At 74.3% G+C, this 24,974-nt stretch carries 19 protein-coding genes and 1 tRNA gene; 7 read left to right on the top strand and 13 right to left on the bottom strand.

The genetic code is table 11. From position 1 onward, the window contains the following. Window positions 1–157: 157 nt before the first annotated feature. Window positions 158–757: a GNAT family N-acetyltransferase gene (locus tag ACFWUY_RS17675; protein WP_384108483.1), complete on the bottom strand. Its 600-nt coding sequence runs from the start codon at window positions 755–757 to the stop codon at window positions 158–160. A 121-nt stretch (window positions 758–878) separates the two neighbouring features. Beyond that, a complete protein-coding gene (locus ACFWUY_RS17680) occupies window positions 879–1,808 on the bottom strand; it encodes an NADP-dependent oxidoreductase (protein ID WP_384108401.1) in 930 nt (309 codons plus the stop codon). 151 nt (window positions 1,809–1,959) lie between these two features. On the opposite strand from ACFWUY_RS17680, the gene ACFWUY_RS17685 reads away from it, so the two are divergent. Continuing rightward, window positions 1,960–3,204, top strand: a complete 1,245-nt coding sequence (locus ACFWUY_RS17685; protein ID WP_384108403.1) for a LuxR C-terminal-related transcriptional regulator — start codon at window positions 1,960–1,962, stop codon at window positions 3,202–3,204. A gap of 70 nt (window positions 3,205–3,274) precedes the next feature. After that, entirely contained in the window at window positions 3,275–4,966 is a 1,692-nt protein-coding gene (locus tag ACFWUY_RS17690; protein ID WP_384108405.1) for a bifunctional 3'-5' exonuclease/DNA polymerase, read from the top strand. Between the two features lie 165 nt (window positions 4,967–5,131). On the opposite strand, the gene ACFWUY_RS17695 is transcribed toward ACFWUY_RS17690, so the two are convergent. Together ACFWUY_RS17695 and ACFWUY_RS17700 are read right to left on the bottom strand one after the other, a co-directional pair. Further along, a complete protein-coding gene (locus ACFWUY_RS17695) occupies window positions 5,132–6,427 on the bottom strand; it encodes a hypothetical protein (protein ID WP_384108407.1) in 1,296 nt (431 codons plus the stop codon). Window positions 6,428–6,665: 238 nt separating this feature from the next. Then, complete coding sequence (locus ACFWUY_RS17700) at window positions 6,666–7,175, bottom strand: SigE family RNA polymerase sigma factor (protein ID WP_384108409.1); 510 nt, start codon at window positions 7,173–7,175, stop codon at window positions 6,666–6,668. A gap of 151 nt (window positions 7,176–7,326) precedes the next feature. Between ACFWUY_RS17700 and ACFWUY_RS17705 the strand changes: the two genes are divergently transcribed. Next, on the top strand, window positions 7,327–7,719 hold the full coding sequence (locus ACFWUY_RS17705) for a DUF6479 family protein (protein WP_384108411.1): 393 nt from the start codon (window positions 7,327–7,329) through the stop codon (window positions 7,717–7,719). 171 nt (window positions 7,720–7,890) lie between these two features. Here ACFWUY_RS17705 and ACFWUY_RS17710 read toward each other — a convergent pair whose 3' ends face one another. Further along, window positions 7,891–8,595: a pyridoxamine 5'-phosphate oxidase family protein gene (locus ACFWUY_RS17710; protein WP_384108413.1), complete on the bottom strand. Its 705-nt coding sequence runs from the start codon at window positions 8,593–8,595 to the stop codon at window positions 7,891–7,893. Window positions 8,596–8,847: 252 nt separating this feature from the next. Here ACFWUY_RS17710 and ACFWUY_RS17715 point away from each other — a divergent pair, with 252 nt between their 5' ends. Together ACFWUY_RS17715 and ACFWUY_RS17720 are read left to right on the top strand one after the other, a co-directional pair. After that, window positions 8,848–9,144 (top strand): hypothetical protein, encoded by a 297-nt coding sequence (locus ACFWUY_RS17715; RefSeq protein WP_384108415.1) that lies wholly within the window; start codon window positions 8,848–8,850, stop codon window positions 9,142–9,144. Further along, entirely contained in the window at window positions 9,141–9,476 is a 336-nt protein-coding gene (locus tag ACFWUY_RS17720) for a carboxypeptidase regulatory-like domain-containing protein (RefSeq protein WP_384108417.1), read from the top strand. The genes ACFWUY_RS17715 and ACFWUY_RS17720 overlap by 4 nt, the downstream gene beginning before the upstream one ends. 95 nt (window positions 9,477–9,571) lie before the next feature. Here ACFWUY_RS17720 and ACFWUY_RS17725 read toward each other — a convergent pair. The 4 genes from ACFWUY_RS17725 to ACFWUY_RS17740 form a co-directional block, all read right to left on the bottom strand. Then, window positions 9,572–9,645, bottom strand: a tRNA-Thr gene (locus ACFWUY_RS17725). Between the two features lie 85 nt (window positions 9,646–9,730). Further along, window positions 9,731–11,281 (bottom strand): alpha/beta hydrolase, encoded by a 1,551-nt coding sequence (locus tag ACFWUY_RS17730; RefSeq protein ID WP_384108419.1) that lies wholly within the window; start codon window positions 11,279–11,281, stop codon window positions 9,731–9,733. Between the two features lie 124 nt (window positions 11,282–11,405). Beyond that, a complete protein-coding gene (locus ACFWUY_RS17735; RefSeq protein ID WP_384108421.1) occupies window positions 11,406–12,608 on the bottom strand; it encodes a DNA polymerase III subunit delta' in 1,203 nt (400 codons plus the stop codon). A gap of 83 nt (window positions 12,609–12,691) precedes the next feature. Next, window positions 12,692–12,871 carry a hypothetical protein gene (locus ACFWUY_RS17740; RefSeq protein ID WP_384108423.1) on the bottom strand — a complete coding sequence of 60 codons (180 nt, stop codon included), beginning with the start codon at window positions 12,869–12,871 and terminating at the stop codon, window positions 12,692–12,694. A 180-nt stretch (window positions 12,872–13,051) separates the two neighbouring features. Here ACFWUY_RS17740 and ACFWUY_RS17745 point away from each other — a divergent pair, with 180 nt between their 5' ends. After that, window positions 13,052–14,305, top strand: a complete 1,254-nt coding sequence (locus ACFWUY_RS17745) for a sensor histidine kinase (RefSeq protein WP_384108425.1) — start codon at window positions 13,052–13,054, stop codon at window positions 14,303–14,305. After that, on the top strand, window positions 14,293–14,937 hold the full coding sequence (locus tag ACFWUY_RS17750) for a LuxR C-terminal-related transcriptional regulator (RefSeq protein WP_384108427.1): 645 nt from the start codon (window positions 14,293–14,295) through the stop codon (window positions 14,935–14,937). The genes ACFWUY_RS17745 and ACFWUY_RS17750 overlap by 13 nt, the downstream gene beginning before the upstream one ends. Window positions 14,938–15,015: 78 nt before the next feature. Here the strand turns inward: ACFWUY_RS17750 and ACFWUY_RS17755 are convergent, their stop codons facing one another. From ACFWUY_RS17755 to topA, 4 genes are all read right to left on the bottom strand, one after another. After that, window positions 15,016–17,490 (bottom strand): FtsX-like permease family protein, encoded by a 2,475-nt coding sequence (locus ACFWUY_RS17755; protein WP_384108429.1) that lies wholly within the window; start codon window positions 17,488–17,490, stop codon window positions 15,016–15,018. Further along, window positions 17,487–18,284 carry an ABC transporter ATP-binding protein gene (locus ACFWUY_RS17760; protein ID WP_384108431.1) on the bottom strand — a complete coding sequence of 266 codons (798 nt, stop codon included), beginning with the start codon at window positions 18,282–18,284 and terminating at the stop codon, window positions 17,487–17,489. Before ACFWUY_RS17760 ends, ACFWUY_RS17755 begins: the two co-directional genes overlap by 4 nt. Window positions 18,285–18,371: 87 nt before the next feature. Next, a complete protein-coding gene (gene tmk, locus ACFWUY_RS17765) occupies window positions 18,372–21,809 on the bottom strand; it encodes a dTMP kinase (protein ID WP_384108433.1) in 3,438 nt (1,145 codons plus the stop codon). Between the two features lie 166 nt (window positions 21,810–21,975). After that, window positions 21,976–24,828, bottom strand: coding sequence for a type I DNA topoisomerase (topA, locus tag ACFWUY_RS17770; protein WP_384108435.1), 2,853 nt, complete (start codon window positions 24,826–24,828; stop codon window positions 21,976–21,978). Window positions 24,829–24,974 lie beyond the last annotated feature (146 nt).

Genomic DNA, 24,974 nt, shown 5'->3' on the forward strand with positions numbered 1-24,974 from the left:
GTACCGCCTTCGTGGGCACTTCGGGCAGCCGACTCCGCCGTACCGCGCGCGTGGCTCCTGCTCATCGCCTTCGCGGCTGCCCCGCACCTCCGCGCGGCCCTACTGCCCCGCACCTCCGCGCGGCCCTACGTACCGCCCTCGCCGCCCTCACCCCGCCTCAGGCCCCGGTCGCCTCCGCCGCCTCCGACGACGCCTCCCCCGGCATGGATTTCGCCGCTCTCCATTCCGGTGCCAGGACCGACCAGACCTCCTCGTCGTGGCGCCTGCCCCGATAGGGGTAGCTCGCCCTCAGGACCGCGTCCCTGCTCATGCCGAGCCGTCGGGCCACGGCGATGCTCGGTTCGTTGTCGGAGGACACCACCCACTCCACCCGGTGGATCCCGCGCACCTCGATCGCCCAGTCGACGAGCGCCCGCGCCGCCCGGGTCACCAGGCCCTTGCCGACGCCTGCCGGCTCCAGCCAGCAGCCCGCCTCGGCCCGGCCGCTCCTGGTGTCGAGGGACCGGAGGATCACCGCGCCGACGAGGGTGCCGTCGGACCAGATGCCGTGGATGCGGCCCGTGTCGGCGGCCGTCTTCTCCGCGTACGCCCGGAGGAAGGCGCGGCTCGACTCCAGGTCGGTGACGACGTCGGGGAGTCCGTTGCGGGCACCGATGAACTCGCGCCCCCGGTCCATGTGCGCCAGGAACTCCTCGGCCTGCCACGGTTCGAGCGGGCGCAGCTCCGCGCCGTCGTCCCCCAGCGGTATCGCATACATCATCGTCGTCGCCTTCCACCGATCACGGATCACGGATCACGAATCATGGATCACGGGTCACGGCCGGATCCGGCACTCGCGGCGGAGGGATCCTCTCATCCCTCCGCCGCGTCGGCGGCCGTCACGGGACGAGGACCAACTTGCCCCGCGCGTGGCCCGTTTCGCTCAGCTCCTGGGCGCGTGCCGCCTCCTTCAGGGGGAGCGTGTCGGCGAGCCGGACCGCGAGGGTGCCCTCCGCCGCCTGCCGGGCGTGGGCCGTGAGCCCGGCCCGTACGGCGTCCGGGTCGCCCAGGACCCCCGTGAAGGCGATCCCGTACCGCTCCGCTTCCACGTCCGCGATCGTCGCGATCCGTTCCTTCCGCGCCGCCCCCTCCCCGCCGAGGAGTTCGATCGCGACCGGCAGCACCCCGTGCCCGGCCGCGTCGAAGACCGCGTCGACGCCGTCGGGTGCGGCGGCCCTGACCCGGTCGGCGAGGCCCTCCCCGTACGTCACCGGGATCGCGCCGAGTTCGCGCAGGTAGGCGTGGTTGGACTCGGACGCGCTGCCGACGACCGTGATCCCGGCCGCGACGGCGAGCTGCACGCCCACCGAGCCGACGACACCCGCCGCGCCGTGCAGGAAGAGGGTCTCGCCCGCCCGGACGCCGATCAGGTCCAGGACGCGCTGTGCCGTCTCCCCCGCCACCGGGAGGCTCGCGGCGGCTGCCCAGGAGAGGCCGGCGGGCTTGGGGGCGACGATGTCGGCGATGGCGTACTCGGCGTAGGCACCGGTCCTCGTCCAGCCGAGGACCTCGTCGCCGACGGCCAGGCCGGTGACGCCCTCGCCGAGTTCGTCGACGGTGCCGGCGAACTCCAGGCCCGGCACGGCCGGGAAGGTCGTCGGGTAGAACTCCTCGACCCAGCCGTGCCGGCGCTTCCAGTCCACCGGGTTGACCCCGGCCGCCGCGACCCTGACCCGGACCTCACCCGGTCCTGGCACCGGTACGGCGACGTCCGTCGCGTGGCGCAGCACCTCGGGGCCGCCGAACTCCTCGTACACGATCGCTTCCATCTCAGCCTCCAGCGCTGTCCGTTCACGTTTTCCGCTCTTCGACGTGATCAAGACTGCGCCCTCGGCCATCCGCCTCCCGCCCTCCCAACGGCCAGTCCCACCTGGCCGGAAGAACAGCCGCGGCCTGTCCCTTCCCGCGTACGCTCCCCGCATGGACGTGTCCACGCTGACCACCGCGTACGAGATCATCCGACAACCGCTCGGGGAGATCCTCCCCGAGGTCTCGGCGGCCCTCGCGCCCCTCGTCCCGCACGTGGACGCGGCCGAACTCTCCACCCACTGCGCCCACTCCCCCTTCAAGACCCTCGGCGGTACGGAGCTGCTGACCGCCGCCGAACTGGCGCCGCTGCTCGCGGCGGGCGTGCCCGGGAGCCCCTGGCAGGGCACCGCGACGCTCGGCGGCCGGGAGCGCGGGGTCGTCGCCGTCACGAGCCACGCGACCGCGCGCGGGGCGGTCCTCGTGCTCGTACGGGAGGACGGCGCCGGCCCCGTCGACGCGGCCGCGCTCACCGTGGCGCAGGCCCTGTGGGACCTGGTGTCCGCCCACTTCGACCGGTTCGCGACGGAGGCGCTGCCGGGTGCGCTCGCCCGTTCGCGGGCGGCGGCCGACACCCGGGCCCGGGTGATCGCCGAACTGACGGCCTCGCACACGGCATCCCTCTCCGGCGTCCTCGGGGTGCTGCGCAGCCGCGCCCTCGACGACACGACGGCCCGGACGACCGCGACCGACCTGGCCGCGACGGCGCTGATCGAGATGCGGGCCGAACAGCGCCGGGACCGGGCGCTCGCCGAGGAGCCCGCCCAGGACGCCTTCGAACGGCTCGCGACCGAACTGCGGCCGATGCTGCGGCACAGCAGGGTCCGGCTCGACCTGGGGGCCCCAGACTCGGAGCGGTCGCTCGCGGCGGACGTGGCACACAGCGCGCGGGCGATCGTCCGGTCCCTGCTCCTGATCGTGCTCGAACAGGATTCGGTGCGCCGGATCCACGTCGGCTGGCAGCTGACCGAACACGAACTGCGGGCCTCCGTGCGGGACGACGGCGCGGGCGCGCTCGCCCCCTGCGACCTGGGGGCGGGCACGATCCGGGACCGGCTCGAGGTGCTCGGCGGCCGGCTCGACATGGACGCCGTCCCCGGATGGGGCACGACGATCACGGCGGTGATCCCGCTGGCGGCACCGGCCGCGCCGGTCGAGGCGGCGCACCCGCTGGCCGGTCTGGGCGAGCGGGAGGTGGAGGTCCTGCGGCACCTGGCCCTCGGTCACCGCAACCGGAGGATCGCGGAGGAGCTGCACATCAGCGAGTCGACGGTGAAGTTCCACGTCGCGAAGATCCTGAACAAGCTGGGCGTCGACTCCCGGGGCGAGGCGGCGGCACTGTTCCACGCGGCGGCGTAGGGCCCGATCGCCCTCCCCGCCCCGGCCCGCCTTCCGGGGACTGTCAGTGGTCGGTGCCAGACTCGTACCCATGAGCGAGAGGTGGGCGCTTGCGGCCGAGGCCGAGGGGGACGGAGCGCTGCTCGTGCCCCTCGGTCCGGACGGGCTGCCCGCCGGGGAGGTGCGGCGGGAGCCGGACCTGGTGGCGGCCGTACGGGCCCGGCCGGACGTGGCCCGCTGGGTGTGGCGGTCGACGGCCGAGGTGTACCCGCGGCTGCTCGCCTCCGGGGTGCGGGTCGAGCGGTGCTACGACATCGAGGGCGCCGAGCAGCTGCTCCTGGGGCACGAGGGACGGCTCGGCGAGCCCCGTTCGGCGGCGGCGGCCTGGGCCCGCCTGCGGAACGGTCCTGTGCCGCCCGATCCGCCGCAGCGGGGCGCCGAGCCGAACGCGCAGGACTCGCTGTTCGAGCCCCGGCCCGTCGTCTCCGTCCCCTTCGACGGCCTCCTCGCCGTCTACGCCGAGCAGGTGCGCCGCCACGGTCTGGCGGAGCACCCGGGCAGGATGCGGCTGCTCACGGCCGCCGAGTCGGCGGGGATGCTGGTGGCCGCGGAGATGCACCGGGCGGGGCTCCCGTGGCGGGCGGACGTGCACCGGGACCTGCTGCACGAACTGCTCGGCGAGCGGTACGCGGGCGGGGGAGAGCCGCGCCGTCTCGCCGAGCTCGCGGACGAGGTGTCGACGGCCTTCGGTCGCCGCGTCAGGCCCGATCTGCCGGCCGATGTGGTGAAGGCCTTCGCGCAGGCCGGGCTCCGGCTGAAGTCGACGCGGCGCTGGGAGCTGGAGGAGCTGGACCATCCGGCGGTGGAGCCGCTGATCGCGTACAAGAAGCTGTACCGGATCTGGACGGCGCACGGCTGGTCGTGGCTCAAGGACTGGGTGCGGGACGGGCGTTTCCGGCCGGAGTACCTGCCGGGGGGCACGGTCAGCGGGCGCTGGACGACCAACGGCGGCGGGGCCCTGCAGATCCCGAAGGTGATCCGGCGCGCGGTGGTCGCGGATCCGGGCTGGCGGCTCGTGGTGGCCGACGCAGACCAGATGGAGCCACGGGTGCTGGCCGCGATCTCCCGGGACCCGGGTCTGATGGAGGTCGCGGGACACCCCGACGATCTGTACACACGGCTGTCGGACCGGGCCTTCTCCGGCGACCGGGCGCACGCGAAGCTCGCGCTCCTGGGCGCGATCTACGGGCAGACCAGCGGCGACGGCCTGAAGAACCTGGCGGCGCTGCGGCGCCGGTTCCCGCGCGCGGTGGCCTACGTCGACGAGGCGGCGAAGGCGGGTGAGGAGGGCCGGCTCGTGCGGACCTGGCTGGGCAGAACGAGCCCCCGGGCGGTCGGCGCGGGCGAGGACGAGGAGGCCGGCCTGCCGCAGGAGGGCGGCGAACCGGCTTCGGAGGAGGGCGAGTTCGTCCCCGGGTACGCCTCGGGGAACGCGCGGGCGCGGGGCCGGTTCACCCGTAACTTCGTGGTCCAGGGCAGTGCGGCCGACTGGGCGCTGCTGATGCTGGCGGCGCTGCGGCGGTCCCTCGGGGGGATGCGGGCGGAGCTGGTGTTCTTCCAGCACGACGAGGTGATCGTGCACTGCCCGGCGGAGGAGGCGGAGGCGGTCACGGAGGCGATCCGGGGCGCCGGGGACGAGGCGGGGCGGATCGCGTTCGGGGAGACGCCGGTACGGTTCCCGTTCACGACGGCCACGGTCGAGCGGTACGCGGACGCCAAGTAGACGACAGGCCCCGGGGCGGTGTGTGCGGAGTGCCGGCGGCTCGGAGGCCGGGCGATGCGCGGGGCCCGGAGCCGGGGTGGGGTGCGGGGGCGCATAGACGCCAAGTAGCCGCGGCGGTACGGGAGGTGGCGCCCACCTCCCGTACCGCCGCGGCTCTCCCGTCGGCTACTTCAACGGAAGCTTCTGCCACTTGAGGCTCAGCGCGATGCTCTTCAGCTGCTCCATCGTCAGCGCGGGCTCGGGGCGCGTGGCGTCCTCGTGCTGGGCGCCGGTGTTGAAGCCGGAGACGACGACACGGAAGCCCTCCGGCGTGATCGTGTCCGCCGTCCACCACACGACGCCCGCGCCGCCCTTCTCGCCGGGCTGCTGGGTGAGCTTGACCCTGCGGCCGTCGGGGAGCTTGGTGACGTCCCCGCTGCCGAACAGGCCCTGCGTCGCGTCCTTCATGTTCGGCTGGACGTTGATCTGGACGAAGCTCTTGCCCTTGCCGTCGTCGACGACGACGAAGCCGTAACCGCCCTGCCCGCCCTTGTCGACGACCGTGAGGCCCTTGGGCAGGAGGGAGCGCAGGGTGGCCTGGATGGCGGGGCCGCTGGGCTCTGCCGGCGTCCGGGGGGCGTCGGCGCCGCCGGGCCTCTTCGGCTCGGCGGGGAGCTGCTTCAGGAGCGGCAGCCAGGCGTCGGCGGTGACCAGGGTCTTCAGCTGGGCGGGGCTGAAGGGCGGGGCCTCGCGGCTGATCTCGGCGCCCTTCTGGGCGGCGGCGTTGTACTCGCTCGCGTCGATGAGGAAGCCGTCCTTGGTGAGCAGGACCGCCCGCCAGTTCTTGGTCTCCTCGCGCTTGTCGGGGTACTCGTACCCCTGGTGGATCATCAGGAAGGAGCCGTTCGGCAGCCGTTCGGTATCGCAGTGGTCGTGGGGGACAAGGGCCTTGGAGGGGCAGGTCACCCGGCCCGCGCCCGCCTCGCCGTCGCCGGAGGCGCGGTAGAGGCCGACGCTGACGGCCGCCTTGCCGGCGCCGTCGTCGTAGACACCGAGGACGGACTGACCCTTGCCGTCCGGGTTGTCGATCTCCCACGTGCCCGTCGGGGTGTTGTCCGTGAGGACGACGGCGAGGTCCTTGACCGGAATCTGGGCCTGGAACGGCATCTCCGGCGCGGGCGATTCCGTGGCGGAGGTCGGCTTGGGGGTCTTGGGGGCCCCGGCCACGGAGACCTGGTCGGGTCCTCCGGCGGGTGAGAGCAGCGAGCCGCCGTACACCCCGCCGAGGCCGACGGCGGCGAGCGCGAGGGCGCCGCCGGTCACCGCGAGGCGGCGCCGGACCAGGCGGCGGCGACCGCGCCGGAGCCCGCCCGCGACCAGCTCGTGCCGATCGTCGACGGCGAAGCCGTCGCCGGTGCGGCGCAGGACGGCGCCGAGCTCCTCCTCGAATCCCTCGTGCTGGGGGTCTGCGTTCTGGGACATGTCGAAATCACCGTCTCCGGTCGTGGGTGGCAGAAGGGTGCGGGAACCTCGGCTGTCGGCGGGCGGTGAAGCCGTCAGCGGGTGGTGCGGCCGTCAGCAGGTGGTACGGCCGTCAGTGGGTGGTGCGGCTGCCAGCGGGGTGGAGCTGCGCTCCGTGTGCGGCTGTCAGCGGGGGGAAGCTGTCGTTCCGTGTGCGGCCGTCAGCAGGGGGTGAAGGTCGTCGTTCCGTCCGCGGCCGTCAGCGGGCGGCGAACTCGGTGAGGCTGCCGCCGAGCCGCTGCCGCAGCTTCCCGAGCGCGCGCACGGAGCGGGTGCGTACCGCCGCGGAGCTGACGTGCAGGGCGTCGGCGGTCTCCTCGACGCTGCGGTCCTCCCAGTACCGCAGCACCACGACCGCCCGGTCCTTGGGCGCGAGCCCGGCCAGCGCGTCGAGCAGTGCGATCCGGAGCGCCGGGTCCTCGCCGGTGTCGGGGGCGCGGTCGGGCAGCTCGCCGAGCGGGCGCTCGGTGGCGGAGCGGCGGCGCCGGTGGCTGAGGAACGTGCGGACGAGCACGGTCTGGGCGTACGCGGCGGGGTTGCCGATCCGTGCCATGCGGCCCCACAGGGCGTACATGCGGCCGAGCGTCTCCTGGGTGAGGTCTTCGGCGAGATGGGTGTCCCCGCTGGTCAGCAGGCATGCCGAACGGAACAGGTGGCCCGTGCGTGCGGAGGCGAACTCCTGGAACTCGTCCGCGCGGGACTTTCTCATGCCCCTCCTTTTCCTCGCGGTCACGGGGTGTGGTCGCTGTACACCTCATTGACGCGACGGCGGCCGGTAAATGTTTCAGTCCCTGTTCCAGAATTTTTCGAGGTGTCCCGCTCGACGCATCCAAAGAAGCGGAATCGGGTAATCCCCTTGTATGAACACTCTCAGCGCAGCCCAGAGCCTGGCCGCGGGAGTCTGGCAGTCAGGCCTGGGGCAGTTCCTCGCCGGGCTCGTCGTCGTCTTCGTCCTGATCGCGGCCGTCTGGCTCGGGTTCCGGGTCCGCGACCGCGAACCCCGTCCGCCCAAGCCGGACGAGCAGCCGCACCGGCCGGAGACCACGCGGCCGCCCGGCGAGGCGTCCGAGTACCGCAGACCCGCCGAGATGCCGCAGACGGACGGCGAGCACCGGCTCATGCCGTACCAGCTCAAGAACTCGGGTACGTCGGGTACGGAGACGTCGCCCGACCCTCCGTCCGAGGAGAAGCGCAAGTGGGGCGGGATCTCCAGCGGAGGCTTCGGAAGCGGAGGCACGGGCCACGGCGACTGACCCGGGACCGAGGCCGTACCTGACCGAGACCGACCGAGGCTGACGGAGGCCGTACGCCCCTGAGGCCCTCGCCCTCCCCCTCTCCCAGCGCCACCGCCCGCGACCGCGGGCGGTGGCGCTGGCGTCTCCGCCCGCCCGTACGTGGCGCCCCGCCTCGCCCGGATCCGCGGCTCACTCCCCCAGGGCACGCCCCGCGCGCGAGGCCACGTGGGCGGGCGGTGCGAGGTCCTGAGGAAGCACGGGGTCGGTGACCGGCTCGCCGAACGTGGTCACCACCGGCAGCACCCCCGCCCACAGCCCGAGCGCCGCGTCCTCGGAGTCGCCGTCGTCGGGCGGGCCGCTCCGGGTCTTCACCGACGCCTCGGTCAGATCGAGCGCGAGGACGGCGGTCGCGGCCAGTTCCTTGCGGCTGGGCTGCCGCGCGTACTCCCACTGGCCCGGGGAGCTCTGCTCGGTGAGCGCCCGGAGACCGCGCAGCTTCTCCTCCGGGTCGGTCACGAGCCGGGGTATGCCGTAGACCATCGCGCAGCGGTAGTTGACCCCGTGCTCGAAGACGGAACGGGCGAGGACGAGCCCGTCGACATGGGTGACCGTGACGCAGACGGTGGTGTCGGGGGCCCGGACCAGGCTGCGGCTGGCGACCGAGCCGTGCAGGTAGAGCAGGTCGCCGTCCACGCCGTACGCGGTGGGCACGACCATCGTCGTACCGTCGACGGGAACGCCGAGGTGACAGAGGAAGCCGGCCGCGAGCACGGCGTCCAGGTCGGCGCGCCGGTGGCTGCCCTTCTCCCGCATCCGGCGCAGCCGGGTGCGCTCGGTGACGGGCAGGTCCCCCGTGCCCGTCGGTTCGCCGGTGGCTTCCGTGGTGGTGCTCATGCTGCCCTCTCGTCGCGGGTACCGGTTGCTCGTGGAGTTGTACGGGGTCCCGCCCCGCCTCCGCCATCGGCGCCCACCTGTCGGAACGACGGTGCGCGGTACGGGAGTCGGCCCCCGGCCGACGCGCACCCGTGGACGGCGGAGGGCCTCGGGGACGGCCGGAGGACCTCGTGGTCGAGGCCCGTAATGCCCCGGTGACGGCTGCTGTTCAGCCTCCGGGTCCCTCCGTACCGTCCCTGGAGGAGCACTCCGATGCACCTGCCCCGGCCGTCCCGGCGCAGACGCGCCGTGCCGGCGGCGGCCTCGCTGACCGCGGCGACCGCCCTGCTGACCGGCCCGATGCCCGCCATGGCCGCCGACTCCGCCACCGCGGCGTCCGCCGCGGTGGACCCCGCCCTCCGGGCCGCCGTGGCGGGCGGCGGGGAGTCGGCCTTCTTCGTCGGCGACCCCGCACGTCGTCGGCGCCGTGGCCCTGCTCTGGGTGGCTGCCCCCTCGCTGATCGGCGACGTCGACGAGGCCCGCAAGCTCCTGAGCGAGGGCGCCCGTGACGTCGAGGACATCCCCCACCGTCCTCGACGTCACCGGCAAGCCGCTCGCGAAGGCCACCGTCGCGGTCGACGGCACCCCGGTCGGCGCGGTCGTCACCGGCACCGACGGCCGCTACACGCTGCCGAAGGTCGCCGAGGGCTCCTACACGCTGTCCGTGACACCGGCCCGCCCCGGTCCTGTGCAACGGCGGCCACCTCGGCGCGCTGGACGTCACCGCCGACCGGACGAAGGACGTCCAGGTCCCGTCCCGCTCCGACGCCCGCGGCAACAGCTGCGTCCCGGCCGCGTACTCCTGGATCAGCGGTACGACCAAGGCCGCCCTGAGCGGTGACGAGGACGCGTAAGACGGTCTCGCTGCCGTTCCCGGTCAGCTTCCAGGCATGAAAAAGCCCCAGGTCACGGCGAGTGAGTCCTGGGGCGATTCCGAGCCGCCTTCGGGATTCGAACCCGAGACCTACGCATTACGAGTGCGTTGCTCTGGCCAACTGAGCTAAGGCGGCTTGCCGTGCAGACCCATGGTGGGTGCAGCAGCGCGGCCAAGTCTACACAGTTTCCGGGGGTGCTCCGACCACCCCCGGATCATGGCTATGAGCAGCGCTTTCCGTCTTGCGGAGGAGTGCCTTCCAGGAGGTAGGCGTTGATGGCCGTGTCGATGCAGTCGCTGCCCCGGCCGTACGCGGTGTGACCGTCGCCCTCGTAGGTGAGGAGGGTGCCGGAGGAGAGCTGCTCGGCGAGGGACCGGGCCCACTTGTACGGGGTGGCCGGGTCGCGGGTGGTGCCGACGACCAGGATCGGGGCGGCGCCCTCGGCGGTGATGCGGTGAGGGCGGCCGGTGGGCGGGGACGGCCAGGAGGCGCAGTTGAGGGCCGCCCAGGCGAGGCCCCTGCCGAAGACCGGGGAGGCCTTCTCGAAGGACGGGACGGCCTTCTCGACGTCGGCGGGGCCCGTGTAGGCGGGCGGGAGGTCGAGGCAGTTCACGGCGGCGTTGGCGAACATCAGGTTGGCGTACGTGCCGTCCGCCTCCCGCTCGTAGTAGCTGTCGGCCAGCGCGAGGAGGCCCGAGCCCTCGCCGCCGAGCGCCCGGGTGAGGGCCTCGCGCAGCTGGGGCCAGGCGCCCTCGTCGTACATCGCCGCGATCACGCCGGTGGTGGCGAGGGACTCGCCGAGCGGGCGGCTCTCGCCGGTGGGCACGGGCTCGGCGTCCACGTCGCGGAAGAACTTCCTCAGCGCCTCTCCGGCCGCCTCGACCGACCCGGTGCCCAGGGGGCAGTCCGGCGTGCGTACGCAGTCGGCCGCGAAGGCGCGGAAGGAGGTCTCGAAGCCGGCGGTCTGGTCGCGGTTGAGGTCGATCGCCGGCAGCGACGGGTCCATCGCCCCGTCGAGGACGAGCCTGCCGACGCGGTCCGGGAAGAGTTCCGCGTAGGTGGCGCCGAGGAACGTGCCGTACGACGCCCCCACGTAGCTGAGCTTCGCGTCGCCGAGCACCGCCCGCAGGATGTCCATGTCGCGGGCCGTCTCGACGGTGGAGACGTGCGGCAGGATCTTCCCCGAGCGCTTCTCGCAGCCGGCCGCGAACTCCTTGAAGGCGGCGCTGAGCGCGGCGACCTCCGCGATGTCGTCAGGGGTCTGGTCGACCTGCGTGTACGTGTCCATCCGGGGGCCCGTCAGACACTCGACGGGCTCGCTGCGGGCGACTCCGCGCGGGTCCACGGCCACCATGTCGTAGCGGGCGCGGACGGGGGCGGGATAGCCGATGCCCGCGTACCCCTGGAGGTAGCCGACGGCGGAGCCGCCGGGTCCGCCCGGGTTGACCAGGAGCGAACCGAGCCGCTTGCCGGGGCCGGTCGCCCGGACACGGGACACGGCCAGCCGGACCTCGCCCCCGTCCGGCTCGGCGTAGTCGAGCGGGGCGCGCAGGGTGGCGCACTGGAAACCCGCGACTCCGCAGTCGCGCCACTCCAGCTTCTGGGCGTAGTACTTCTTCAGCGCCCCGGCGTCCGGTGAGACCGAGGGAGCGGAACGGGCCGACGTGGTGCGGGACGCCGCCGCGTCGCCTCCGCCCGTGCAACCGGAGAGGATCAGTCCGGCGGCCGCGAGGGCCGTGGCGGACGTACGGAGCAAGCGCCTGGAGTCCATCCCCGGAGCGTATCCGGACCGGTACACATCGTGTCCAATCGTGCCGTGTCCCCCCGCCGGCCCTCGAGCGTCCCTCGGATCAGCCTCGGGTCGGCCCCCGCATCAGCCCCGGGCCGGCCCCGCGTCAGTCCCGCAGCGCCAGCGTCATCGCCTCCACCGCGAGCAGCGGCGTCACGTTCCGGTCGAGGGCACGGCGGCAGGCCAGGACCGCTTCGATACGGCGGAGGGTGCGCTCCGGAGTGGTGTCTCGGGCGACCCGCTCCAGGGCGTCCCGCACGTCCGTGTTGGCGAGGTCGGAGCGCGAGCGCAGCTGAAGGGCGAGGACATCGCGGTAGAAGCCGGTCAGCTCGGTGAGCGCGAGGTCCAGGCTGTCGATCTGCGTCCGCTTCTTGCGCCGCTTCTGGTCCGCCTCCAGGTCCTTCATCATGCCGGCCGTGCCGCGCGGCAGCCGCTCGCCGGGGCCCACGCCGAGAGCCGCCTTCAGCTCCTCCGTCTCCCTGGCGTCGGCCTCCTCCGCCACCTGGCCCGCGTCCTCCGTCGCCGTGTCGATCAGCTCCTGGGCGGCCTTCAGGCAACCGCCGATGTCGTCGACCCGCAGGGGCACCTTGAGGACGGCGGCCCTGCGCGCGCGGGCCCGCTCGTCGGTGGCGAGCCGCCGGGCCCGGTCGATGTGCCCCTGGGTGGCCCGAGCGGCGGCGTGGGCCGTCTCCGGGTCGATGCCGTCGCGCCGTACGAGCACGTCGGCGACCGCGTCCACCGGAGGCGTCCGGAGGTTGAGGTGGCGGCAGCGGGAGCGGATCGTGGGCAGCACGTCCTCGATCGAGGGCGCGCAGAGCAGCCAGACAGTACGGGGGGCGGGCTCCTCCACGGCCTTCAGGACCGCGTTGGCCGACTTCTCGTTCAACCGCTCGGCGTCGGCCACCAGGATGACCTGCCAGCGGCCGTTCGCCGGCGCGGTGTACGACTTGCGGACGGTGTCGCGCATGTCCTCGACCCGCACCACGGCTCCGACGGCGGTGACCGTGGTGATGTCGGCGTGGGTGCCGACCAGTGCCGTGTGGCAGCCGGTGCAGAAGCCGCAGCCCGGCGCCCCGCCGAGCGTCCGGTCGGGGCTCACGCACTGCAGCGCGGCGGCGAACGCCCGCGCGGCGGTCTCCACCCCGGACCCCGGCGGACCGGTGAAGAGCCAGGCGTGGGTCATCTGGGAGGCGTCCGGCTCGGGCTCCCCCGCGGCATGGGCGGTGACGAGCGCGTCGGCGTCCCGCGCGGCGGCGGCGAGCTGCTCCTCGACCCGTGTCTGTCCGACCAGGTCGTCCCATACGGCCATGTCTGCCCCTCCTCAGGTACGCACTCCATTGTGGGGCAGTCCTCTGACAGACCCCGCCGGAAAGCGGAGGGGACACCTCGCGTTCAGGCCTCGCCGCGGACGCGGGCGCGGGTGAGCCAGAGGCCGACCGCGGAGCCGAGCACCGCCACGCCCGAGCCGACGCTCGCCGTGACGTGGGTGGCGCCGGTCCATTCGGCGACGATGTTGATGTAGGCGTTGCCGAGGACGCCGGCCGTGAGCAGCAGCCAGAACAGGAACCGCATGGAGATCTCCGTGATTCGGGAAGGAGGGAGGTGGGGAGGACGGCGACGGGCCGTGATCCGTGATCCGTACGGCTTCGATCCTCGTCGGCCCGCCGCCCGCGCACAGCGGTGCCCGCCCCCGGACCGATGGTGGAGCCTGCTCCACCGCGCCCCTCGGGTCCTCCTGCATAACCTGGCGGCATGCGCGACGCGATCAAGGAAGCGACCCGGGCGTCGCTCCACCTCCTGACCGGTGCGGCGATCGCGATCCTCTGTTACCTGATGGTCGGCGTCGTCCTCTTCACGGCCTGCCTCACCGTCACGGTCATCGGCGCCGGCGTGCTCCCCGAGAGCGTGCTGCTGCTGCGCCGGCTCGCCGGCTGGGAGCGGCGCCGGACCTCCGCATGGACCGGGACGCCCCTCCCGGAGGCGTACCTTCCGATCGAAGGCCCGCTCCCCACGCGCGTGCGCACCGCCGTCACCGACCCCGGCACCGCACGCGACCTCGTCTGGGCCGGGGCGCAGCTGTTCTACGCCTTGGCGCTCTGGTACGCCTCGCTGGTGCTGTGGTTGCCCGCGCTGATGGTCGACGGCGTGATGACCGGCGTCGTCGGACGGCGTCCGGTGGTCCTGCCGCTGATGGGCCGGCTCGCCGGCCTCGGGGCCGACTGGTCGCGCGCCCTGCTCACCCCCGCCCCTTCGGCAGCCCGGGACGCCGCGCTGGCCGCCCGCATCGAGCAGCTGACGGCCACCCGTGCGGGCGCGGTCGCCGCGCACGGCGCCGAACTGCGCCGGATCGAACGCGATCTGCACGACGGCGCACAGGCCAGGCTCGTGGCGCTCTCCATGCGGATAGGCCTGGCCAGGCGGGCGTACGCATCCGATCCCGTCACCGCACGGCGGCTCATGGACGACGCGCAGACGCAGGCCGAGGAAGCGCTGGCCGAGCTGCGGCACGTGGTGCGGGGCATCCACCCGCCGATCCTCACCGACCGTGGCCTGACCGGGGCGGTACGTGCCCTCGCCGCGAGCAGCGGCCTGGAGGTGGAGGTGTCCGTGACCGGTCTCGCCGACCACACCGGCCACGCGGAGCACCCGGAGCACCCGGCTCGGGTGCCCTCGGACGTCCCCCGCCCGAACGACCCCCGCGTCCCCGGCCCTCGTGCCCCCGCCGCCATCGAGGCCACCGCGTACTTCGTGGTCGCCGAGGCCCTCACCAACGCCGCCAAGCACAGCGGCGCGGCTCGCGCCTCCGTCGCCCTCAGCCGCGAACCGACCGCTCTACGCGTACGCGTGGCGGACGCGGGCCGTGGCGGGGCCGAGGCCGGCGAGCGCGACGGCTCCGGGCTCACGGGGATGCGCCGCCGGGTCGCCGCGCTCGACGGCACCGTACGACTGACCAGCCCCGACGGGGGCCCGACCGTGATCGAAGTGGAGCTTCCGTGCGTGTGGTGATCGCCGAGGACAACGCCCTCCTGCGGGAGGGGCTGGTGCTGCTGCTGACCTCCTCCGGCCATGAGGTCGCCGGGGTCGCGGCCACCGGCCCCGAGATCCTGCCGCTGCTCCTGGAGCACCGCCCCGACGTGGCCGTCCTCGACGTGCGGCTGCCGCCCGGCTTCCGCGACGAAGGGCTGCGGGCGGCGCTCGCGGCCCGTGAACGGCTGCCGGAGCTGCCGGTGCTGGTGCTCTCCCAGTACGTGGAGGAGACCTACGCGGCCGAGCTCCTGGGCGGCGACGCACGGGGCGTCGGCTACCTCCTGAAGGACCGGGTGGGCCGGGTGGACGAGTTCCTCGACGCCCTGGAACGGGTCGCCTCCGGTGGTACGGCCCTGGACCCGGAGGTCGTCACCGAGCTCCTCGCCCGCCGCCGCGACGACCCCCTGAAGTCCCTCACGCCCCGCGAGCGCGAGGTCCTGGAGCTGATGGCCCAGGGACACGACAACGGCACGATCGCCCGCTCGATGGTGGTCACCGAGCGGGCCGTGCACAAGCACGTCGGCAACGTCTTCCTGAAGCTCGGCCTGCCGCCGACCGACAGCGGCGGCCACCGCCGGGTCCTCGCCGTGCTCGCGTACCTCGACGCCTGAGAAGCGGCCCGGGCCGGCCACCGGGACACCGAGCCACCCGATCTCACCGATCGCCCGGCCCCCGGCCGCCCGCCGAGGTCACCGGCCCAGCCGTCGCCCCGACGCCGGCAGGAACACGCCCGCGATCACCGTGACCACCACCGTGCCCGCGATCAGTCCCAGCTGCGCCGGCGGCAGGTACGGCAGGCCGCCGGTGAGCGACCAGGCGAAGGCGGTCAGCGGCAGCGCGGCCACCACGGTCCCGATGAGCAGGCCGGTGGCGGTCAGGAAACCCGCCTCGAGGCCGAGCATCCACCGCAGCTGGCCGGCCGACGCGCCGACCTGGCCGAGCAGCCGGAGTTCGCCGCGCCGCCCGGCTCCGATCACCATGAGGGTGCTGAGGACGGAGAGGAGGGTGAGCCCGCCGATCGCGGCGACGACCGCGGCCGACACGACGCCGTTCAGTTCGGCTCCCGGTGGCGTCACCCGCTCAGGCACGACGGGGCCACCGGTGGAGGCCCCCGTGGCGGCCAGTACGCGCGCGGGATACGGATCCCTCATGTGCGGGGCCAGTTCGGCCTTCGGCAGGAGGAACTCACCGAGGGCGAGGGAGCGTTCGTACACCGCCACCACCCGCAGCCGCTTCGGCGTACCGTCGCCCAGACGCAGCTCGACCGTCGAACCGGTCTCCAGGCCGAGCGACCCGGCCATGGTCGTGCCGACCGCGACCGTTCCCTTCCCCGCTAGCCCGGCCAGGTCGCCGGAGACGACGCCCGGGTCGAGGGTGCCCGCCAGGCCCGCGGCGTCCACACCGAGGACCGGAAGCCGGTCGAGGCGCGGCGAACCGGCCTCCGTCCTGGCCAGCACGACCGTGGAACGCAGCACGTCGGTGGCCGCGTCGACCCCGGGCAGTTTCCGTACCCGTTCCGCCGTCGTGCCGGAGACCGCGAGGTCCGCGGTCGTCGCGGCCCGCGCCTGCGCGTCCGCGGCCCGCACCGTCGTGGCGCCCGCCGAGAGCTGCACCAGCGCGAAGGAGGTGACGAGGGCGACCGGGACGAGCGCCGCCCCGAGGCGGCGGGAGTGCGCGTGCGCGCCGGCGGCGGTGAGCCGCCCCGGCGCACCGCCGAGCCGGCGGAAGGCCGGCTCCAGGACCTTCATCGCGGCCCGCGCGATCCACGGCCCGAGCAGGGCGCACCCGGAGACCAGCGTCACCGTGGCGGCTCCGGCGGCCGCCGCGGCGGCGTCACCGCCCTGGAGCGAGGCCGTACCGGCCGACGCCACGCCCGCCACGAGCAGCGCGATCCCGCCGAGCCGCCGCGCACGGCCCTTCCCCGGGCGGCCGGGCCGCCGGGTCGCGAAGAGGACGACGAGCCGGGTGACGGCCACCACGACGACGGCGACGAGAGCGGGGGACGCCGCGAACATCCAGGGCGGGACGGGGAGTTCGAGTCCTTCCGGTACGACTCCGGTACGGGCCCGCAGCACCGACCGCAGCGCCAGGAACACCGGCACGGCCGCGACCGCTCCGAGCAGCGCCGCGAGGCCCGCCACCCGGGTCACCTCCCGGCCGGCCGCCGCCCGTATCTGACGGGGGGTCGCGCCGACCGAGAACAGCAGGTGCCGCTCGGCGGCGCGCTGCTGGAGCACCTGGGCGACGAGCGAGGCGAGGACGAGGACGGCGACGAGGACGAGGGTCCCGGCGACGGCCGCGAGGAGCTGGAGGAGTTCCCCGCGCGCGGGGAGCGCGGCGAGGTGCTCGGCACCGCCCCGGCCGTCGCCGGTGAGCGCCCGGAGCGGCTGCCCCGAGGCGGTGTCCTCGAGACCGGCGCGGTCCAGGGCTGCCCGCACGCGCGCGTGGAGGGTGCCCACGGGTACGCCGGGCCCGGCGAGGACCCCGACGGCGTCGACGGCGCCGGGATGCCCGGCGCGCTTCCGGGCCTCCGCCGCCGTGACGTACAGCACGGCGGGCCCGTCGGCGAGACCGACGACCTCGTACCCGGCGACGGTGTGCCCGATCCGCGCCCCGGCTCCGGCCCCCATGACCGCCTCGCCCGCGCCGCGCGGCTCCCGTCCCTCGACCAGCCGGTACGGGGCGAGCCGGGCCGCCTCCCAGGACCGCCCGGTGTGGACCCGTGCCCCGGCGGCCGCGGCGGCGTCGGCACCGGCACCGGCCCCCGAAGCGGAGCCGGGGACATCCGGCGCCCCCGGCTCCCGCACCACGAAGGAGGGGTCGGGCACCGCGGCCAGGACCCCCGGTACCGCCCGCAGCACGTCGACGGCCTCGCTCGGGATCCGCACCCGCTCGGTCAGGCCCACCGTTCCCGTGGTGGGTTCGCCACCCCAGGGCTTCGTCGTCCAGCGGGCCTCCTGGTCGCCCGCGACGACGACGGCCGCGGCCGCGTACCGCTCCACGCGCGCGTGGCCGAGCCCCGCCGAACCGAGGGCGAGGGCGAGGGTGCCGAGGAGGGCGGAGGTGACGGCGACGGCCGCGAACACGGCCGTCCACGCCTTCCGGTGCGCCCGCAGGGACCGGGCCGCGAGCAGCCCGACCGCGGGGCTCGTCCGCGGCGTCATCGGGCCGCCGCCATCGGGCGGTGCCCGGCGCCCGCGTGGCCGCCCAGCATCTCCCGTACCCCGGACTCCTCCGGACGGTCGAGGCGCCCGACGAGCCGGCCCCCGTCGAGGAACACGGCCTCGTCCGTCCAGGCGGCGGCCACCGGGTCGTGGGTGACGAGGACGACCGTGGTCCCCCGCTCGTCGACCGCGCGCCGCAGCAGGGCCAGGACCCCGGCCGCCGTGACCGGGTCGAGCGCGGCGGTCGGCTCGTCGGCGAAGACGACCTCGGGTTCGTTGACCAGGGCGCGGGCGACGGCCACCCGCTGCCGCTGGCCGCCGGAGAGGTTCTCCGGCATGTCCCCGGCCCGGTCGGCGAGCCCGACGGCGCCGAGACCCGCGAGGGCGCGGGCGTCGAGCTCCCGGCCTGCCCGGGCGCCGGCGAGCAGCAGCGGCAGGGTGACGTTCTCGCGCACGTCGAGGGCGGAGACGAGGTTCAGCGACTGGAAGACGAAGCCGATCCGGTCCCGCCGGAGCCGGGTGAGGCCGGCCGTCCTCAGCGTGGCGAGGTCGATGCCCCCGATCCGTACGGTCCCGGCCGTCGGCCGTTCGAGCCCCGCCGCGCACCGCAGCAGGGTGGACTTGCCGGAACCCGACCGGCCCATCACCGCGAGGAACCGGCCGCGCGGCACGGTCAGGCTCACCCGGTCGAGCGCGGGGACTCCGCCCCCGTACGTCCGGCTCACCCCGTCGAGGGTGAGGGCGGCATCCGGGGCGCGGGCGGCACCGTTCTCCGTCACTGCTGTCGTCGTCATGCCGACAACGCTAGGAAACCGCAGGTCGGAGCGGGATGGTGCTGGCTGCCCAAGAGGGGGTGGAGCTAGCTCCACCCCCTGCGGGGATCAGCGGCGGCGGGGGCCCTCGTCGTCGCCGTCGTGCGGGCCGAAGAGCTCGTCCGCCAGCGTCGGCAGATCGTCGAGCGGGGTCTCCTCCGCCCAGTCGGAACGGCGGTGCGGCCGGCCGTTCTCGTCGAGCCGGGGCAGCTCACGGGTCCGGTCGTTGGCGCCGTGCGGCTCCTCCCGCGCGTCCCGGAAGATGCCCTGCGGCACCCGGTCGACGGGGTCGGACGCCGGGGTGTCCCGTACGGGGGTGTCCCGTACGGGAGGGAGCACGGCGGTCGCCTCGGTGTCCCGCACGGGGGGCAGGACGGCGGTCTCGTCGGCGCCGCGCGTCTCACCGACCCGGGGCAGGACGGCCGTCTCGTCGGCCTCCGGCTTCGGGAGCCTCACGATCGGCGTGGCCACGGTGACCTCGTCGGGCGAGACGGTGGGAGCCTCCGACACGCGGTCGGCCCGCGGGTCCGGCTTCGCGGCACCCGGCTTCGTGGCGTCCGGCTTCACGATCGGGGTCGCGACGGTGACCTCGTTCGCGGACTCCTCGGCGGCGCGCGCGGCGCGAGCGGCCTGCTCGGCCGCCGCCTTCTCGGCCGCCACCCGCTCGGCCGCAGCCCGCTCGACGGCGGCCTTCTCCGCCACCGCCCGCTCGGCAGCCGCCTTCTCCTCGGCGGCCACCTTCGCCGCCGCCGCCTGCTCCGCCGCCTTCTTCTCGGCCGCGGCCCGCTCCCGGGTCGCCTTCGCCGCCTCGGCCCGCTGCACGGCGGCCTGCTCCGCCGCGGCGCGTTCGGCCGCCGCGCGCTCCGCCGCGGCCTTGGCGGCGGCCTCGGCCGCGATCTTCTCCGCGGCCGCCTTCGCGGCGGTTTCCTCCGCGGCCTTCGCCGCGGCGGCGGCCTCGGCCGTACGGCGGGCCTCCTCGGCCCGGAGCAGGGCCTCCTCCGCCTTGCGCTGCTTCTCCAGGCGGCGTTCCTCCGCCTCGGCCCGCAGCCGGGCCTCCTCCTCGGCCTCCTTGCGGAGTCGTTCCTGCTCCTCCTGGCGGGCCTTCTCCTCGGCCGCGAGCCGCCTGCGCTCCTCCTCGGCGGCGAGCCGGGCCTCCTCGGCCTTCCGCCGGGCCTCCTCCGCCTGCCGTTCGGCCTCCAGGCGGCGCGCCTCCTCCTCCTCGCGCCGCTTGCGCTCCTCCTCCTCGGCACGGAGCTTGGCGAGCTGCGCCTGGCGCTCGCGCTCCAGACGCTCCTCCTCTGCCTTGCGGGCTGCTTCCTCCTCCGCCCGGCGGCGCGCCTCCTCCTCGGCCTTGCGGCGGGCCTCCTCGACGGCCTTCACCTCGGCCTCGGAGAGCGGCAGCATCCGGTCGAGCCGGTGGCGTACGACGGTGGTGACGGCCTCGGGCTCCTGCCCGGCGTCGACGACGAGGTAGCGGCTGGGGTCGGCGGCGGCGAGGGCGAGGAAACCGGCCCGTACGCGCGCGTGGAACTCGGGCGGCTCGGACTCCAGGCGGTCGGGCGCCTCGGTGAACCGTTCCCGCGCGGTATCGGGGGAGACGTCGAGGACCACGGTCAGGTGCGGTACGAGTCCGTCCGTCGCCCAGCGCGAGATGCGGGAGATCTCGGTCGGGGACAGGTCACGGCCCGCTCCCTGGTAGGCCACGGACGAGTCGATGTACCGGTCGGAGAGGACGATCGCGCCCCGCTCCAGGGCCGGCCGGACCAGGGAGTCGACGTGCTCGGCGCGGTCGGCCGCGTACAGCAGGGCCTCGGCGCGGTTCGAGAGCCCCGCCGACGACACGTCGAGGAGGATCGAGCGGAGCCGCTTGCCGATCGGGGTGGCGCCGGGTTCGCGGGTGACGACGACCTCGTGGCCCTTGGCGCGGATCCACTCGGCGAGCGCCTGGACCTGGGTGGACTTGCCGGCGCCGTCGCCGCCCTCCAGGGCGATGAAGAAGCCGGTCGGCGAGGGCGCCTGCGCCGGGTCGGAGCCGCGCAGCGCGTCGCGCAGGTCGCGGCGGAGCGGGACGCCCGCCCGGTCGTCGGTCTTCGCGAGGACGAGCGCGGCGACCGGCAGCAGCAGCGCGCCGGCCAGGGCGAGCGTGAAGGCGGCGCCGCCGTGCGCGAGGACGAGGTCGCCGGAGGCGAGGCGGTGCGGGCCGATCGCGGCGGCGAGCAGCGGGGCGGCGAGCGCGCCGATGCCCATGCCCACGCGGGCGGAGGCCTGGAGGTGCTCGGTGGTCCGGGCCCTGCGGGGCTCCTCGGTCTCCTGGTCGACGAGGACGTGGCCGGTGTTCGCGGCGACTCCGGCCGCGTAACCGGCGAGGACGGAGAGGAACAGCACGGTCGCCGTGTCCGGCACCAGGCCCATCGCGATCAGGGCGACGCCGGTGACGGCGGTCGCGAGGGCGAGCAGCCGGCGCCGGGACAGCACGGGCAGGACGGAGCCCGCGGTGCGGATGCCGACGGCGGTGGCGCCGCTGAGCGCCAGGATCAGGAGGGCGTACGTGACGGGGCCGCCGCCCAGGTCGTAGGCGTGGAGGACGGCGACGGACGCGGCCGCGGCGACGGCCCCGGCGACGGTGGCGCAGGTCAGGACGAGCGGCCGGACGGCTCCGGTGCGGCCCTTCTCTGCGGCCGGACGGCGCAGGCCCTCCAGGGGCGAGCGGGGCCGGGGCGTCTCCCCGCCGGGCAGCGCCATCGCGTAGAGGACGGTGACGGAGGCGGCGAAGAGCCCGGCGGCCACGTATGAGCCGAGGGCGGCCTGGTGCAGCGAGAACCAGTCGAGTCCCGCGCCGAGCAGGTTGCCGACGAGGGTGGCGACGAGCAGCACGGCGGCGGCGGCCGGGACGGCGAGGAAGCCGGTGCGCAGGGAGAGCCGGCGCAGCGCGCCGAGGTGGTCGGGCAGCGGCCGTACGGCACCGCCCTCGATGGGCGGGGCGGGCAGCAGCGCGGGCGCGGCGCCCTCGCGGCTGATCGTCCAGACGCGTTCGGCGGCGCCGGTGACGAAGACGGTGCCGAGCAGGTACCAGAGGGCGCTGCCGGGGGTCCAGTCGATCCACAGGGGTGCGACGACGAGCAGCGCGATCCGTACGCCGTCGGCGCCGATCATGGTCCAGCGGCGGTCGAGCGCGCCGCCGGGCCCGGTGAGGGCGGTCAGCGGCCCGAGGAGGACGGCCCCGAAGAGGACCGAGGCCAGCAGGCGGACGCCGACGACGGCGGCCACGGCGAACGCGGCTCCCCGGTCGCCCCCGCCGAGCGCGCCCTCGGCGACGGCTGCCTGGAGGCCGAGGAGGACGAGGACCAGGAGGGCGAGGGCGTCACCGGTGCTGCCGGCGAGCTGGGCGCTCCACAGCCTGCGCAGTGGCTGATGGCGCAAGAGGGCCCGTACGGCACGCTCCTGGGAATCCGCGACGAGTGCGGCGTCTGAATCGCCGAGGCGGTCTGGCTGCTCTGCTCGCGTCATCCGTCCACCCTATCCGGACGGCCTTGCTCCCCGCGGCCCGCGCCCGAACATCCGGACGAGCCTGTGACAGGACGGACGGCGGGGGTGGAGGCAGCCGCCTCCACCCCCGCCGTTCCCGTTCGCGTTCCCGTTCGCGTTCGCGTTTCCGTTCGCGTTTCCGGGAGGACTACTCCGGCTTCGCCGCCGCCGTCTTCTTGGCAGCGGTCGTCTTCTTCGCCGCCGTCGTCTTCGCGGCCGTGGTCTTGGCGGCGGTGGTCTTCTTCGCCGCCGTCTTCGTGGCCGTCTTCTTCGCGGTGGTCGTCTTCTTGGCCGCGGTGGTCTTCTTCGCCGGGGCCTTCTTGGCGGTCTTCTTCGCCGGTCCCTTGGCCCGCTTCTCGGCGAGGAGCTCGTACCCGCGCTCCGGCGTGATCGTCTCCACGCTGTCGTCGGTCCGCAGGGTGGCGTTGGTCTCGCCGTCCGTCACGTACGGGCCGAAGCGCCCGTCCTTGACGACCACGGGCTTCTCGCTGACCGGGTCGGTGCCCAGCTCCTTCAGCGGCGGCTTGGCCGCGGCCCGGCCCCGCTGCTTCGGCTGCGCGTAGATCGCGAGCGCCTCGTCGAGGGTGATCGTGAAGAGCTGCTCCTCGTCGGTGAGCGACCGCGAGTCCGTGCCCTTCTTCAGGTACGGGCCGTAGCGGCCGTTCTGCGCGGTGATCTCGACGCCCTCGGCGTCCGTGCCGACGACCCGGGGCAGGGACATCAGCCGGAGCGCGTCATCCAGGGTGACGGTGTCGAGGGACATCGACTTGAAGAGGGAGGCCGTGCGCGGCTTCACCGCGTTCTTGCCGGTCTTCGGGGTGCCCTCGGGCAGGATCTCGGTGACGTACGGGCCGTAGCGGCCGTCCTTCGCGACGATCTGGTGACCGGTGGCCGGGTCGGCGCCCAGCTCGAAGTCGCCGCTCGGCTTGGCGAGCAGCTCCTCGGCGAGCTCGACGGTCAGCTCGTCGGGCGCGAGGTCCTCGGGGACGTCGGCCCGCTGGTGGCCCTCGGCCTCCTTCTCGCCGCGCTCGACGTACGGGCCGTAGCGGCCGACACGCAACACGATGCCGTTGCCGACGGGGAAGGAGGAGATCTCGCGGGCGTCGATGGCGCCGAGGTCGGTGACGAGCTCCTTGAGGCCGCCGAGGTGGTCGCCGTCGCCGTTGCCGACGTCCGCCGCACCGCCGGAGGCCGTACCGCCCTCGGTGCCACCGAAGTAGAAGCGCTTCAGCCACGGTACGGACTTGGCCTCGCCCCGCGCGATGCGGTCGAGGTCGTCCTCCATCCTGGCCGTGAAGTCGTAGTCGACGAGCCGCCCGAAGTGCGTCTCCAGGAGGTTGACGACGGCGAAGCTCAGGAAGGACGGCACGAGCGCCGTGCCCTTCTTGAAGACGTAGCCGCGGTCGAGGATGGTGCCGATGATCGACGCGTACGTCGACGGGCGGCCGATCTCTCGCTCTTCCAGCTCCTTGACCAGGGAGGCCTCGGTGTAGCGGGCCGGCGGCTTGGTCGCGTGGCCGTCCACGGTGATCCCGTCGGCGGTCAGGGCGTCGCCCTCGGCGACCTGCGGCAGGCGCCGCTCGCGGTCGTCGAGCTCCGCGTTCGGGTCGTCGGCGCCTTCCACGTACGCCTTCATGAAGCCGTGGAAGGTGATCGTCTTGCCGGAGGCGCTGAACTCGGCGTCCCGGCCGTCGGCGGCGCGGCCGCCGATCTTCACGGTGACGGAGTTGCCGGTCGCGTCCTTCATCTGGGAGGCGACGGTCCGCTTCCAGATCAGTTCGTACAGGCGGAACTGGTCGCCGGTGAGGCCGGTCTCCGCGGGGGTGCGGAAGCGGTCGCCCGAAGGCCGGATCGCCTCGTGCGCCTCCTGCGCGTTCTTGACCTTGCCCGCGTAGACGCGCGGCTTCTCCGGCAGGTAGTCGGCGCCGTACAGCTGCGTGACCTGCGCCCGGGCCGCCGTGACGGCGGTGTCGGACAGGATCGTGGAGTCCGTACGCATGTAGGTGATGAAGCCGTTCTCGTACAGCTTCTGCGCCACCTGCATGGTCGCCTTCGCACCGAAGCCCAGCTTGCGGCTCGCCTCCTGCTGGAGGGTGGTGGTCCGGAAGGGGGCGTACGGGGAGCGGCGGTACGGCTTCGACTCGACCGAGCGCACGGAGAACGCGGTGTCGGCGAGCGCGGCGGCGAGCGCCCGGGCGTTCGCCTCGTCCAGGTGCAGCACGGCCTCGCTCTTCAGCCGCCCGTCGGCGCCGAAGTCACGGCCCTGCGCGACCCGCTTGCCGTCGACCGCCGCGAGGCGCGCGACCAGCTGGGACGGGTCCGACGCGTCGCCGGTACGGCCGGTGCCGAAGGTGCCGGTGAGGTCCCAGTACTCGGCGGAACGGAAGGCGATGCGCTCGCGCTCCCGCTCGACGACGAGCCGGGTGGCGACCGACTGGACGCGGCCGGCGGAGAGCCGCGGCATGACCTTCTTCCACAGGACCGGCGAGACCTCGTAGCCGTACAGGCGGTCGAGGATGCGGCGGGTCTCCTGGGCGTCGACCATGCGCTGGTTCAGCTCGCGCGGGTTGGCGACGGCCTCGCGGATCGCGTCCTTGGTGATCTCGTGGAAGACCATCCGGTGGACGGGGACCTTGGGCTTCAGGACTTCCTGGAGGTGCCACGCGATGGCCTCGCCCTCGCGGTCCTCATCGGTGGCGAGGTAGAGCTCGTCGGACTCGGCCAGAAGCTCCTTGAGCTTCCTGACCTGCGCCTTCTTGTCGGCGTTGACGACGTAGATGGGCTGGAAGTCGTGTTCGACGTCGACCCCGAGGCGGCGCACCTCGCCGGTGTACTTCTCGGGCACCTCGGCGGCGCCGCTGGGAAGGTCACGGATGTGCCCGACGCTCGCCTCGACCACGTAACCCGGGCCGAGGTAGCCCTTGATCGTCTTCGCCTTGGCAGGCGACTCGACGATGACGAGTCGGCGGCCGCCGTGTGCGGTCTCGCTGGTCGGGGACAACTTCGCTCTTCTCTCCGGTTCGACACTCTCTTGGCACGTACGGCGCTGGCACGCACGGCAGCGGCACGGACGGTGACGCTCCCGTCGCTGCGGAGTGTGACGGTACAACCCGCCCCCGTGTCAAACGGCGAAAGCCCGCAACGGCC

Origin of the sequence: Streptomyces sp. NPDC058664 (genome assembly GCF_042716635.1) — a bacterium.
In the GTDB taxonomy this organism is placed as follows: domain Bacteria; phylum Actinomycetota; class Actinomycetes; order Streptomycetales; family Streptomycetaceae; genus Streptomyces.

What these genes read in the sequence shown, in the direction of transcription:
- ACFWUY_RS17675 (WP_384108483.1), bottom strand. Translation starts at nt 757, where the DNA reads ATGTATGCGATACCGCTGGGGGACGACGGCGCGGAGCTGCGCCCGCTC.
- ACFWUY_RS17680 (WP_384108401.1), bottom strand. Translation starts at nt 1,808, where the DNA reads ATGGAAGCGATCGTGTACGAGGAGTTCGGCGGCCCCGAGGTGCTGCGC.
- ACFWUY_RS17685 (WP_384108403.1), top strand. Translation starts at nt 1,960, where the DNA reads ATGGACGTGTCCACGCTGACCACCGCGTACGAGATCATCCGACAACCG.
- ACFWUY_RS17690 (WP_384108405.1), top strand. Translation starts at nt 3,275, where the DNA reads ATGAGCGAGAGGTGGGCGCTTGCGGCCGAGGCCGAGGGGGACGGAGCG.
- ACFWUY_RS17695 (WP_384108407.1), bottom strand. Translation starts at nt 6,427, where the DNA reads ATGTCCCAGAACGCAGACCCCCAGCACGAGGGATTCGAGGAGGAGCTC.
- ACFWUY_RS17700 (WP_384108409.1), bottom strand. Translation starts at nt 7,175, where the DNA reads ATGAGAAAGTCCCGCGCGGACGAGTTCCAGGAGTTCGCCTCCGCACGC.
- ACFWUY_RS17705 (WP_384108411.1), top strand. Translation starts at nt 7,327, where the DNA reads ATGAACACTCTCAGCGCAGCCCAGAGCCTGGCCGCGGGAGTCTGGCAG.
- ACFWUY_RS17710 (WP_384108413.1), bottom strand. Translation starts at nt 8,595, where the DNA reads ATGAGCACCACCACGGAAGCCACCGGCGAACCGACGGGCACGGGGGAC.
- ACFWUY_RS17715 (WP_384108415.1), top strand. Translation starts at nt 8,848, where the DNA reads ATGCACCTGCCCCGGCCGTCCCGGCGCAGACGCGCCGTGCCGGCGGCG.
- ACFWUY_RS17730 (WP_384108419.1), bottom strand. Translation starts at nt 11,281, where the DNA reads ATGGACTCCAGGCGCTTGCTCCGTACGTCCGCCACGGCCCTCGCGGCC.
- ACFWUY_RS17735 (WP_384108421.1), bottom strand. Translation starts at nt 12,608, where the DNA reads ATGGCCGTATGGGACGACCTGGTCGGACAGACACGGGTCGAGGAGCAG.
- ACFWUY_RS17740 (WP_384108423.1), bottom strand. Translation starts at nt 12,871, where the DNA reads ATGCGGTTCCTGTTCTGGCTGCTGCTCACGGCCGGCGTCCTCGGCAAC.
- ACFWUY_RS17745 (WP_384108425.1), top strand. Translation starts at nt 13,052, where the DNA reads ATGCGCGACGCGATCAAGGAAGCGACCCGGGCGTCGCTCCACCTCCTG.
- ACFWUY_RS17755 (WP_384108429.1), bottom strand. Translation starts at nt 17,490, where the DNA reads ATGACGCCGCGGACGAGCCCCGCGGTCGGGCTGCTCGCGGCCCGGTCC.
- ACFWUY_RS17760 (WP_384108431.1), bottom strand. Translation starts at nt 18,284, where the DNA reads ATGACGACGACAGCAGTGACGGAGAACGGTGCCGCCCGCGCCCCGGAT.
- tmk (WP_384108433.1), bottom strand. Translation starts at nt 21,809, where the DNA reads ATGACGCGAGCAGAGCAGCCAGACCGCCTCGGCGATTCAGACGCCGCA.